The 12976-nt window shown below is 28.5% G+C and carries 10 protein-coding genes; 2 read left to right on the top strand and 8 right to left on the bottom strand.

Going from position 1 to position 12976, the window contains the following annotated elements; translation table 4 throughout:
- Window positions 1–32: 32 nt before the first annotated feature.
- The 6 genes from recA to R9C05_RS02330 form a co-directional block, all read right to left on the bottom strand.
- Complete coding sequence (gene recA, locus R9C05_RS02355; RefSeq protein ID WP_404810266.1) at window positions 33–1043, bottom strand: recombinase RecA; 1011 nt, start codon at window positions 1041–1043, stop codon at window positions 33–35.
- Between the two features lie 151 nt (window positions 1044–1194).
- Entirely contained in the window at window positions 1195–1599 is a 405-nt protein-coding gene (locus R9C05_RS02350) for a CinA family protein (protein WP_121940797.1), read from the bottom strand.
- A complete protein-coding gene (locus R9C05_RS02345) occupies window positions 1592–3754 on the bottom strand; it encodes a phenylalanine--tRNA ligase subunit beta (protein ID WP_121940796.1) in 2163 nt (720 codons plus the stop codon). Before R9C05_RS02345 ends, R9C05_RS02350 begins: the two co-directional genes overlap by 8 nt.
- Before the next feature lie 9 nt (window positions 3755–3763).
- On the bottom strand, window positions 3764–4708 hold the full coding sequence (pheS, locus tag R9C05_RS02340) for a phenylalanine--tRNA ligase subunit alpha (protein ID WP_121940795.1): 945 nt from the start codon (window positions 4706–4708) through the stop codon (window positions 3764–3766).
- Entirely contained in the window at window positions 4708–5919 is a 1212-nt protein-coding gene (locus R9C05_RS02335; RefSeq protein ID WP_318613908.1) for a replication-associated recombination protein A, read from the bottom strand. Before R9C05_RS02335 ends, pheS begins: the two co-directional genes overlap by 1 nt.
- A gap of 105 nt (window positions 5920–6024) precedes the next feature.
- The gene (locus tag R9C05_RS02330; RefSeq protein ID WP_147437887.1) at window positions 6025–7074 is read right to left on the bottom strand and encodes a hypothetical protein; all 1050 of its coding nucleotides are present in this window, start codon (window positions 7072–7074) and stop codon (window positions 6025–6027) included.
- A 330-nt stretch (window positions 7075–7404) separates the two neighbouring features.
- On the opposite strand from R9C05_RS02330, the gene plsY reads away from it, so the two are divergent.
- Both plsY and R9C05_RS02320 read left to right on the top strand, forming a co-directional pair.
- Window positions 7405–8106 carry a glycerol-3-phosphate 1-O-acyltransferase PlsY gene (gene plsY / locus R9C05_RS02325; protein ID WP_121940792.1) on the top strand — a complete coding sequence of 234 codons (702 nt, stop codon included), beginning with the start codon at window positions 7405–7407 and terminating at the stop codon, window positions 8104–8106.
- A 356-nt stretch (window positions 8107–8462) separates the two neighbouring features.
- On the top strand, window positions 8463–10148 hold the full coding sequence (locus tag R9C05_RS02320) for an APC family permease (RefSeq protein WP_121940791.1): 1686 nt from the start codon (window positions 8463–8465) through the stop codon (window positions 10146–10148).
- A 68-nt stretch (window positions 10149–10216) separates the two neighbouring features.
- Here the strand turns inward: R9C05_RS02320 and R9C05_RS02315 are convergent, their stop codons facing one another.
- Window positions 10217–11233: a hypothetical protein gene (locus R9C05_RS02315; RefSeq protein ID WP_318613906.1), complete on the bottom strand. Its 1017-nt coding sequence runs from the start codon at window positions 11231–11233 to the stop codon at window positions 10217–10219.
- Window positions 11184–12671 carry a phosphotransferase family protein gene (locus R9C05_RS02310; protein ID WP_277870184.1) on the bottom strand — a complete coding sequence of 496 codons (1488 nt, stop codon included), beginning with the start codon at window positions 12669–12671 and terminating at the stop codon, window positions 11184–11186. Before R9C05_RS02310 ends, R9C05_RS02315 begins: the two co-directional genes overlap by 50 nt.
- Window positions 12672–12976: the final 305 nt, after the last annotated feature.

Genomic DNA, 12976 nt, shown 5'->3' with positions numbered 1-12976 from the left:
TTTAAAATAAGCCTTGATTTAAGGCATATTTTTTATTCTTTTTCAGTTAGCTTTTCTTTTACTTTTTGTTCAATTTCTTTAAATAAATCAACTTCGTTTTGTAAAAGAATTTGTAAATTGCCTACACCTTGAGCAATATTTTCACCTTTGTAATTAAATCAAGAACCTTTCTTTTCAATGATTTTAAATTCATCTGCAAAGTTAATAATTTCTTTTACATAAGAAATTCCTCTTGAGAAAACTATTTCAACAATAGCTGTTTTATAAGGTGCAGCAAGTTTGTTTTTAACAACCTTACATTTGATAACATTTCCTAGAATATCACCATTATTTGTTAAATTTTGTTGTTTACGAACCTCTAGTCTAATTGTTGAATAGAATTTTAATGCTTTTCCACCAGGAGTTGTTTCTGGATTTCCAAAAATTACACCAATTTTTTCTCTTATTTGATTAATAAATATAATAGTAGTTTTGTTTTTTGAAAGAGAGCCAGTAATTTTTCTTAAAGCTTTTGACATAAGTCTTGCTTGAGCGCCAATTACTTGATCTTTCATTTCACCATTTAGTTCTGCTTCAGGCACTAGTGCTGCCACAGAATCGACTACTATTAAGTCTAATGCACCGGTTTTTGCTAAACAGTCTACAATTTCAAGGGCTTGTTCGCCGCTATCAGGCTGAGATAATATTAAATTATCAATATCCACACCCAAATTTTTAGCATAGTTTGGATCTATTGAGTGTTCCGCGTCAATAAAAGCAGCAACTCCACCCAGTTTTTGAACTTCACTAATTGCATGAAGGGCAATAGTGGTTTTACCACTACTTTCGGGTCCGAAAATTTCAATAACTCTTCCCTTGGGCCATCCATTAATTCCTAAAGCTTTATTGATAGCTAAACTTCCACTAGAAAAAGTTTCCGGAATGATATCCGGTTTTTCTCCCAAAATCATAATTGCTTCTTTTCCAAAGCGTTTTTCTATTTCTTTTAAAGTTTCAGATAATAATTTTTCTGATTCATTTTGTTGTTTCTTATTCAAATTTATTTCCTCCACTTTTTAATTTAACATATGGTTTTTAAGATAACTAAAATTTGAGAAAACTTTGTGAAAGCTTTAGGAAAACTTTGAGAAAAAGATAGGAAAACTAAAAGTTTGAAAGTTGTAAAATTGTTTCCAACTTTCAAAAAAAAGTGCTTTAAAAAATAAAGCCCTTTTCTTTCAATTTATCCATCGCAAAGTCAACTGCTTGTTTACGAATTTCGTTTCTTTCACCAGTGAAATTTATTTCATAAACTTCGTTATTTATTGCGATAAAACAAAGTCCAACTGGTTGATCTTCCATAACATCAGGCCCTGCATTTCCTGTAAAAGAAACGCAAACCTCAACATCAAAAAATTCTCTTCCTTTTTTTGACATTTCGTAAGCACACATACTTGAAATTGTGCCTTTTTCTACATTAATTCCAAGTTTTTCTTTAACTTCAGTAGCATAAGTTACGATTGAACCTTTAAAATATTCGCTAGCACCAGGATGTGAAACAATTCTGTCAGCAAATTTGCCACCTGTGAAAGATTCAATACTTGCAAGTGTTTTATTCATTGAAATCCTTATCAAATTTTTTAGTTGCTCATTCTTCCATTAAGAATGAAAAAGTAACATTTTGTGTTCCATCTTCTTTTTTGTAGATGCCAAGAATTTTAACATCAAAGATTCCTTTGTAAGATTTAAGCTTTTGCATAAATTCTTCTACAGATTCGTTTGTTTTTAAATTGATTGTCAAATCTCTACTTTTTAAAGGGAGGTGAGCATAAGTTTTGTAGTTTAGTTTCTTGCTTTCAATTTTATCTAAGAAAATTTCGGCAAAAATTGAGTTAGTTTTAAGTATTGCTGGATGAATTTTTCCAATATATCCAACAAGAGTATCTTTTAAATAAATGAAAGCACTAACATTTGGATGTAAAAATTCATTTTCTTCTTTTTTGAAGTTTATTTCTTGATTAGTCAAACTAATTATATCTTTTTTAATTTCATTAAAAGTTTTTTCGTTTGATATAAGGCCTAAAACATTAGAAATATTTTGAATCATTCCGATTTCAAAATAACTTCCTTTTGAAATACCTTGTTTTTGATTATTTATCATAACTTCAAAGAGTGAAATTGCCATTGATTTTCTGATAATTGAATGTTGTAAATTCTTTGAAGTTGGAATAAGTAGATCTTCATTGAAATTAAAGACATTTATTTTGTTTTCTTGGGGGTTAATTAAAGTAAATGTACGAACGTTTTGATAACCTTTTGCAACCATTTTTTCTTGCATTTTTTCTCTTACTGAATCAGTAATTATTAACCTTGTTTGATCAGGGGTTTTAGCTTTGAAATTGTTATATCCATAAAATCTAAAAACTTCTTCAACAAAGTCTTGCAATGTCTCTAAATCATAACGATAAGTTGGGAAAGTAACTTCAGTAAATTCTTTATTAAATTTAAATTCAAGGGTGCTTAATTTCTTTAAAACATCAGCGTATTTTGCGGTTTTTGTTATTAATGAACCTGCATATTTATTAATATATGTTGGGTCAATTTTTATCTTTTTAAGTCTAATTTTTTCATCATTTATTGGTAAGGTGAAGTTGTTTAATTTTGAAGTCAAATATTCATGTGCTAACTTAATTTCACCAAAGCAAATTTCTTTTGAAGCTCTATTTGATGAAGGTGTTTCTAACTTAATTTGTTTAGCTGATTTTCTTACTTCTTTTAAATCAAAAGAAGCGAGTTCAAACACAACATTTTCTTCACCTCTTGTTTGGATATTTTCAAGTCCAATTGTTCCAGCAATTGATACAATTTTGTTGTCATTTTTAACAACTAAATTGTTTTCAAGTTTTACTTCTTTATTGCCTAAAATATTGACTGTTTCACTTTCAAGCGAAGTTCAAAAAACATTGTTAATCAAGGCGTTTTTCGGATATACGTGACATGGAACACCTGAATAAAGCAAGGTTAGATTTGATAAGTTTACTGCATGTGAAAATGTCTTAAATCCATGCTTTCATAAAAACAGTTTATCTTCTAAGCTTGTTTCTTCATTTTTAACATTTGCTTCAAGTAAAGTAAAGTGTTTTGTAGCCTCTAATTTACCTACTGAAAGATCTGAATAAAATGTAGGTTTTTTATCTTCTAATTTTTCCGGCTTTGAATCAAAATATGCAGCAAGTTCTTTAGCCATAATCAAGTAAGAATTTGCATCTGCTCTATTAGATAAAATAGTAACATCAATTAGTCAATCACGAAGATCCAAATGTTCAAGTGGATCTAATGTTAAGTCAACTTTTCCAAATGTAAAAATTTGATCATAAAATTCTTCTGGAGTAACTTGTTCATCAAATCCAAGTTCACTTAAACTAATAAGCATTCCGTGTGATTCAATTCCTTGCATAACTCTTGAAGTAAATGTAGTTTTTCCACTTTTTGAGCCAGGAACAAAGCACATTAAATAATCACCCTTTTTAACGTTTGTTGCAGTAGTTTGAATGATAGTTCTTCTGTCTGAAAGTTGAATTTCACAAACAGTTAAACGATCCGCATTTTCGTTTTTATAAGCTTCAACTACATGACCAAATTTAATGCCTTCAATTTCGTTAAATTTTTTAACTTCTTCAACTTCAAAACCGATTGAATTTATTGCCTCTACAACTTTTTCAACTGGTTCGTTTATATTCGCTAATTTAATTAATTTTTTATATGAAAAAATCATGTTTACTCCTTAATTTTTGAATTGTCTTAAAAATCTTTGATCATTTAAATAAAATTCGCGAATATCTTCAATACCATATTTAATCATTACAATTCTTTCAACTCCAACTCCGGCTGCAATTCCATTCATTTTGTTTGTATAGCCTGCTTCTTTTAAAACATTTTCATGAAGCATTCCTGCACCCAAAACCTCAACTCATTTGTTTTTGAAAAATACATCAACTTCAACAGAAGGTTCAGTGAAAGGAAAGTATGAAGGGCGAAGTCTAATTTTAACTTTTTCTTCAAGAACATAAGAAAGCATTGATTGTAAAGTATAAATTAATGTTCCAAATGAATGTTTTCCTACACTTACTAAATCAAGTTGAGTAAATTGATGTGAGTGAGTTGCATCTTCTTCATCGTTTCTATAAACTTTACCAATGCAAAATTGACTAAAAGCTTTATTTTTATATTGTTCAAGTGCTCTTGCACTAACACCAGTATTGTGTGTTCTTAAAAGTAAGTTATTTTCTAAATAAAGTGAATCTTGCATGTCGCGTGCTGGGTGATTTTTTGGAATATTTAATTTTTCAAAGTTATATAAATCTTCTTCAATTTCACCAAGTTCAAGTTCAAAGTAACCATTTTGAGTAAGTCATTTTCTAAAACGTGAGCAAACAATTTCAACTGGGTGAAGTGAACCTTCAAAAGACATTGGCATTGCAACGTCAACAAATTCTTTTGATAAAGAAGAGTTGATTGCTTCTTTTTCAAGTTTTTCCTTAGCTTGGTTGAAAAAGTCTTCAGCTTCTTTTTGTAAAGCTTGAATTTTTCTCCCAATTTCGGCTTTTTCTTCAAAATTAACTTCTTTTAGTTTTGCTTTAAGTTCTAAAAGCTCTTCAGATTGTGAAAATTTATTTTTAGCAATTTTTAAATCTTCCAAACTTTTTATTTCATCTAAATTAAATTTCATTAGTTCTCCTTCTTAATTTTCTTTCAATATTCAATAATTTTAGCTTCATATCCTTGCATTTTTGGTTCAAAATAAGTTTTATCTTCAAGTTGTTTTGGCAAATAAGTTTGTTTAACTCAACTGTTTTCAAAGTTATGCGGATATTTATATCCAATACCTCTTCCTAAAAGGCTAGCAGAAGAATAATGAGAATCTTTGAGTTTGCTTGGAACATCAAAGATTCTTCCAAGTTCCAGATCTTCTTTAACCTTCTGACTTGCTAAATAAACTGAGTTTGATTTTGGACTTAATGCAATGTTTGCAATAGCAAATGCAACCGGTAAATATCCTTCAGCAACACCAAGCCTTTCAAAAGCTAATATGGCAGAAAGTGTTTGTTCACCACATTGAGGATTAGCAAGTCCTACATCTTCATAAGAGGCACATAGCATTCTTCTAAAAAGGCCATCAAAGTCACCTGATTTAAAGATTAAGAAACCATAATATAAGCTCGCATCAACATCACCTCCTCTTAAAGATTTATGAAATGCTGATAAGTAATCATAGTGAACATCTTGGTTTTTGTCGGCTGAGAATTGAATTTGAGGAATGATTTTCTTAATTTCTTCTAAAGTTAAGTTTTTGTTTTTTGAAAGATTTGAAACTAAATCTAAGTTATTTAGTGCAACGCGGAAATCTCCACCTGATTGTAAAGCAAGAAATTGATAAATTTCTTCGGCAAGTTTTAAACCTAATTTTGCTTTTTTATTTGCCTTTTCAAGCAAAGTTTTAATTTCACTTACATTTGGTTTTTCAATTTCAATAATGCTACATCTTGAACGAAGTGCTGGGTTTAGTTTGAAGTAAGGATTTTCAGTAGTTGTAGCATAAATTGTGATCATATCATTTTCTAAATAAGGAAGTAAAATATCTTGTTTATCTTTATTAAGTCTGTGAATTTCATCAACAATTAAGATATTGTTAAGTTTAATTTTTCTAACAAAATCTTCTTTTGATTCAACAGCAGCGTTGAAGTAATCAAAAGGAACTTTTAAAGCAGTTGCTAGAATGTATGAAATAGTAGTTTTTCCAGTTCCAGGCTTTCCATAAAATATAAAAGAACGAAAATCATCATTTTCAATAATTTTTTTAAAAAGAATTTTTTGATTTTCGTTACAAATAAAATCATCTATTTCATTTGGACGAAGCAAGTTTGCTAAATTTTTGTTCATTTTTCCTTACCTTAATACTTTTAATTATATTTTATTTAATTATTTAAATACTCAAATATGAGGGATAAAAAAAAGAGCCTAAGCTCTTTTCTGAAAAATTGAAAATTATAGTTTTCCAGCAACTGTTAATGAAAGAAGAACAATGTTAATAACAAGAATAACTGCAAAGATTGCAATTAGTAGTCAGAATCATCATAGAGGATCTACTGCTTTTTTGGTTACTGTGCCTTCTTCTTTCTTTTCTTCAACTGTTACTTCACTCTTAGTTGCTTCTTGAGATTTGATTTCTTCTTCAGGAAGGGTTGTTGTAACTAGAATTGGTTGAGTAACTTCAATAATTTCTGGTTTTAGAACAACAACTGCATCTTTTTTGAATCCTTTTAGAGTTCTAATTGTTGTAGCTGATCTTGCGTCACCTTTTTGAATGTAGTAGTAAATTTCAAGTTCATCTTTGTTAGGAACAACTTTTTCAACAATAACTTCATAACCACTTAGAGAAGTAATAACTTCAGATGCTTTAATATCTTTGGTGTATTTTGCATCTGCTTGTTCAACTGAAAGTTGTGCTTTTAAAGCTTCTTTGTTTAGGTCAACTTCTTGAGTAACAACAGGTGTTACTTCAACTTTTGGTTCTTCAATAACCTTTTTAACTACTTTTGGTTCTGTTTTATCAACTAGGTTTTCAGTTTCTATATATTCAATTACTTTAGCTTTTTCAATTTTTGTTGTAGTTAGTCTTTCAACAATAATTTTAGCTTTGGTAATGTCAACTGAACCACGGTATGCGCCATCTCTGTGGAATCAAACTCTTGATTTTCCTGTTGATGATTCAGCAACTCTAATAAATTCGTTAACTGCTTCTAAGAAGTCATCGAATTTACGGCTCACTTTAACGTTTGCTTTCTTGAATGAGAAAGTAACTTCGTTTGCTTTTCTGTCAACTTTTTCTGAAATGTAGTATTTTGAAAGTTTTTCAGCAGGTGCTTTTTTGGCTGTTGAACTTTTCTTAACTTTATCTGCCTTTTTGTTTAAGTCTTTTACTGTAATTGTTTTTTTGGTTGCAGCTGGTTTAGCAACTGGTTTAGCAGCTTTAGTAGTTGCTTTCTTTTCGCTAGCTGGTTTTTTTGCTTTCGCTAATTTTTTTTCTTCCATCATTAACTCCGTTAGAAATATTTATTCTAATTTATATTTTAAATAATATGCAAAAATTTTATCAAAAAAAGTGAGTATAAATTTCAATAAATAGAAAACTTTTGCCTTATTTGAGAAGAAAAAACTAAATAATTACTCTTTTGACTAATTTATTGCTAAATGTACTTTTTATTGAATACTCAAAAATTCAAATTTGTTCAATAAATCAAATATATTTTTGACTTCAATTTTTTGAACAAAATACTTGCAACGTTAAACTTTATTTAGTTTGAATATTCAACAAAAAATAAATAAAAAAGAAAAATTAAAATTAATAAACTTATAATTTTTTACATGACAACAACATACATTTGAGTTAACTTTGTTATTTTTATTTGTGGATATTTAATTGGTTCAATTAATATGGAAATAATTGTGTCTAAACGTTTAGGTAAAGACATACGAACAGTTGGGTCAAAAAATGCGGGAGCAACTAACTTTTTAAGAGCATTTGGACTTAAAGTTACAGTTCCAGTTTTTCTTTTTGATGTTTTAAAATGTTTAATTCCAGTATTGATTGTATTTTTCACCAAAATTTATTTACCTGATAAAGATGAAACGAAAGTTATTATTCCTTTAGTTGCAGCATTTGGTGTAATGCTTGGACATGTTTTTCCAGTCTTTTTTAAATTTAAAGGTGGTAAAGGAGTAGCCACATTTTTTGGAGCAGCATTAGCTTTCCACGTTGAAATTTTTACCCTTTTTCTAATGATCTTTATCTTCTTTATTTTAGTAAGTAGATATGTTTCAGTTGCAAGCACATTATCAGTATTTGGTGCATCTTCATTAGCAGCACTTCCAATTTGACATGAGCCTGGTCACATTTTAAATTATATGAATCAAGCAGTGCCTATGATGGCAAATACTATTTGCTTAGCTTTAGGTGCGATGTTGATTATTTTAAAACATATTCCAAATTTCATTAGACTTGCAAGTAAAACAGAACCTAGAATTTGTTTCTACAAAGAAAGAGTATGCACGCCTACAAATGCATAAAAAATAGAAAATAATTGAGTTTAATTTTTAGCCTAGAGCTCTTAAAGTTCTTAGGCTATTTTCTTGCATTTTTTTGAAAAACAATTTAATTTAAACATGATTTTACAAATTTTAAAAAATAGAGTAATTTTTCCAAAATCTTAATTTAAACAAAAAAGTTTAACAATAATTCAAAATAAAACTACAAAAACTTGAATTTTATGCGTTTCAAAGAGATTTTTCGGAAAAATTAAATGTTAAAATTTTATAATTTTACTCGGATACACTTAAGAGGGAAATGTTATATATAGCTATATATAGTCGTGTATCTAATTTCTTAGCTATTAATTTAAATTAATTCTTATGAAAGGAAACATATGAATGATGAACAATTAGTTGTTACATCAGACAATAAGAAGAAAATTGGATTTTTCTCAGCTATCCTTATTGTTATTGGTGGATCAATTGGTGCAGGTATCTTCCTACGTTCAAAATCAGTTCTAGAAAATTCAGCTGGTAACATTATATGAGCACTATTAATGTGACTAATTGCTGGTTTTGCCGTAGTCTGCATGGCACTTGCACTAGTTGAAGTTGCATCAGGACGCAACGACAACTTAGGTATGATCGGTTGATCTAAAGCATTTAATGGTGTTCGGATTTACAAAGCCAATAAATTCTTTATGACTTACCTATATCTACCATTTACTTACTTCTTTATGCCATACTATGCAATAGTACAATTCCAAGATGCATTGACCGGTTTTGGAGTAAAAGACAAAATCGTTAAATTTAGTGATTCAGAAGCTACTCCATGAATCTACTTCGCACTTGGACTAGTGCTATCAGTATGATTTATTTTCTCAGCTGGACTAAGCGGAAAAGCTGCAAACATTCAAAACTGAATTATTACATCAGTTAAGTTTATTCCATTACTAGCAGTAGTAATTATCGGTATGTACTACTTAAGCAAAAATGGTGTTAACCAAGATTTAATCAAGCTAGACAGCAACAAATTATTAACTTCTGGTTCAAGTTTATTTAAACTTACTCCATTCTTTGCAGTGTTCGGATCACTAGGTGGAATCTTCTTCGCATTTGATGGATTCTATGTAGCTGCTGGTATGCAAACTGAAATGAAAAACCCAGAAAAAACTCCAGCTGCACTAGCAATTGGACTAATGACAATTACTGGTATCTACATGTTAATTGCTCTATCAATGACTTTAGGTGTTGGTGGTACTGCAACTCCTGGTGACTTCTATGGTTTAGGTGGCTTCCTAGAAAGCGACAATGTTTACTGAATTTTTGGTGTTATTAACCTATTCATTTCAATTGGTATTCTAGGTATTTTAAACGGATTCTCAGGATGAGCAACAAGATTCGTTGAAGACTTAATTAAAGAAGGTGAAATTGTTATCCCTGTTAAGGCATACAAATACATGAAAAATGCTAAATTGCCTTTAGTAGGTGCACTATTTACACTAATTCTTTCATTACCATACATGATTATTTTCACAGTTATTGGTGCTTACGCATACTTCGGTGGAAACTATGGACCATACTATGGAAAAAGAATTGATGAATTACTAACATTCTCAGACTTGATGGCAGACTGAATGGCAGTATTCGCATTCGTATTCATTGCACTTGCAATTTATGGTGCAATTAAGAACAGAAAACAACACTTCATTGCAGTAAAAGAAAACAAAAACACTCTATGAGCTGGATGAACTTCAGTTATTATAGTTCTACTTGTAGCAGTTATGTTGATTCTAGATAAATTAGTTGCTGTTGGACTAAGTCTAAACGCATTCTCATTAGTAAAAGATGAGGATACAAAACACGCAGTAATGGGCTCATGTATTGCTGTTGCTCTATTCATCGTTTACATGGCAATTTGTTTTGGTTCTCCTGCTCTTGAAAGAAAAGTTGCTGAAGCAAAAGAAATCAAACTTCAAGAAGCAATTAGAAACGCTCAAGGTGAAGAACTAGAAAACTTATTACTTGCAAAAGAAATGAATGACCTTGTTCTAAAATCATATAGAGAAGCACGTGCTTAATTAGTTTCTCAAATTTAAAAAGTTAGGCTAACGCCTAGCTTTTTCTTTTATTCTCTTTTTGTAAATCACTACTCTTTAAAATCAGGATTTGTAACTTCAATCACAACTTTTGCATCAAAGTTTAAATCACTAATGTTTGTAATTTCTTCATTACTTTTAATAAGATAACTAAACTTTGCTTCTTTTATTAAAACATAAGGATCAATCTTTGATTTTTCACTTTCATAACTTATCCATTTATTTTTAAAAAATCTTGATCTTTTAATTTGATTAATCACATCTTGAATAAAATTAATTATTGTAATTCCGGACAAGTTTGGCATCATGTCATTGTAAATAAACTTTTCGTCCTTTTTGCCAACAAAAGTAAAACTAGTTGAAATCGAACTTAATTGTTTAAAAGTTGTATAAGTTAAAAACTTATTCAAACTTTCTTGAAGTTGTACACCTACTAAATTTTTATTAATACTTTTATGATATTTAGTGAAAAAATCAACTAAATCAAAAGTTGCAACATTTTTTAACTTGTTAGTTTCTATCTCTTCATGATTAACTGACAAGCTTGCTTTTTCTTTTCCATAATATGTATCATAAAAAGTATTTAAATCTTGACCTTTAAATCTAGGTGTGATTTTTCTTTTAATAAAAGGAGGAGTAAAAGTAAGATTAACTCCAGTAGTTAGTTCTTTACTTTCTAAAGCAAATATTTTGTTTGCGATATTTGTTTTTTTATCCATAGTAATAATCAAAATACTTTTCTTTGGATTTTCTTCAGTTCCTTCACTAATAGTTTCAATAATTTCAGTGTTTCTTAAATTTAAAGAACTAGTATTATCTTCTTGAGCAATTCTAATTAAACGTTTATCTTTTTTATTCAAAGATAAAGGAATAGCGATGACTGAAATAAATGTAGCAATAATACCACCAATTAAAAAAGTAGTTAAAACTCTCTTTTTCGTTTTAAGCTTCTTAATTTCTTTTTCACTTGGTCTTTCAATGTTTGCTACATCTACAAGTTCAGTTTGTTTTTTATCCTTATTTGCTTCTTGCATCTTCTTTGCCTTCAAAAGTTTCGAAAAGTTCATCTATTCTTTTTAGATTAATTCTAGCTTGAGTAAAATCACCATTTAATATTTTATTGTATAAGTAAGCCGTAAAATGCACAATTACCCGATATTTCCAAAAATCTTTCGGTTCTTTATCTTCATAAGATTTTCAAAATGCATTTTCCATTGCTTTGCTAATTGAAACATGCTCAAAAAGGTAAGCAATATCTAAATACTTATTAGAATAATAAGCCACTGCTCAGTCAATAATATAAATACTCATTGTATCTGCAAAGTAAATATTTTCTAAACTTAAATTATTATGACAATTAGCATTTGGTTTAACTGCATCAGTTCACTCAACAATCTTTTTAACTCTCTCTTCACTAATTTCTTTATACATTACATCTTTTTTAACTTTATCTAAATATCAATGTGTTTTTTCTTTCAAAATATAACTTGGAAATTTCACTTTTGATTCATGAAGAAGTTTTATCGCTCTTGCTAAAACTTTAATTTGTCTCAAAGATAAACTTTGAGCAGGAGCACAGTTAAGCCATCTTCAAATAATTCTATCTTTATCTTCATAAACACACATTGGTACAAAATAGAAATCTTTAATTTTATCTAAAGTTAAACGATTATCTCATTCATTGTGATATTTTTGAACAATAAAACGACTTTGAATTGTGTAATCTTTGTTATGAAACTTAGAAAGTGAATCATTAATTTTATAATCAGGAGTTTTAACATGTGAATAAACTTGTTTATAAACTTCTTCATTAAAAGTTTGGATCAAATAAACATAATCTTCAAACTTATCTTCATCAAGCTTGAAATACTTAATTATTCTTTCCTTACTTATTCCTAAAAATAAGTATAAAGAAACTAAATCAACATAAGGTGAATTAAAAGTTGAATACTCAAAATCAATTAATTTAATAAAACCATATTTGTTAATTAAAATATTATGTCTTTTCAAATTATTATGTGAAAGAACCAAAGGATCATTTTTATATTTTTCGACAATTTCATTGTATCTTTTATCCTTAATATCATATTGTTTTCAATCAAAAGGTTCAAGCTTAATGTTTAATAGTCTAAAATTAGTCAAACATTGAAAAATTGATGTTTCAATATCTTCAGTAATATTAACCTTAAATAAATCTTGTCCGGGAAATCACTTTTTAATTAAAAATCCATTTTTTGCGTAAAGATAATCTTTAAAAATTGAAACTACTTTTGTTTCATTACTATAATCTATTTTTACAACGCCTTTTGGCTTTCTAATTTGAACTCACAAATCTTCATATTTGCCAATAAAAGTAAGGTTTTGAAACCCTTCGTGGAAAAAACGAATATTTTTTAATTTTTGTGCAACCTCAAGTCCAAATAAGCGTCTAATATCATCAATAAGTTCTAATATCATGACATTTCCACGGTTAGACGTGAAATTTTGATTACTGTCATTTTTCATTGTATCTATCTCTTTAAAGTAATAATGTAATAAATAAAAGTTTGGTTCAATAATAATATAAAATAGTGTCACTTAATAGGCACTTAATTTATTTTAACATGAATTAAAATCTACATTCCTAATTTAGGAAATTAATAATAAATATTACAAATTAAATTCAAAATTAAAATCAGGTTTTACATAAAAAATGAAGTTTATTTTCTGTTTTAAAGATCAAAACAAAAGAAAATCATTTATAATGAATCACTCACTTATTTCGTATATAAATTGTTCTATAATTTATATATGTTTTAATGTAAATAAAA

This window comes from Metamycoplasma subdolum (genome assembly GCF_033546815.1).
Classification (GTDB): domain Bacteria; phylum Bacillota_I; class Bacilli_A; order Mycoplasmatales; family Metamycoplasmataceae; genus Metamycoplasma; species Metamycoplasma subdolum.
The sequence above is the reverse complement of the archived record's forward strand: the minus strand, read 5'-3'. Positions and strand labels throughout refer to the sequence as shown.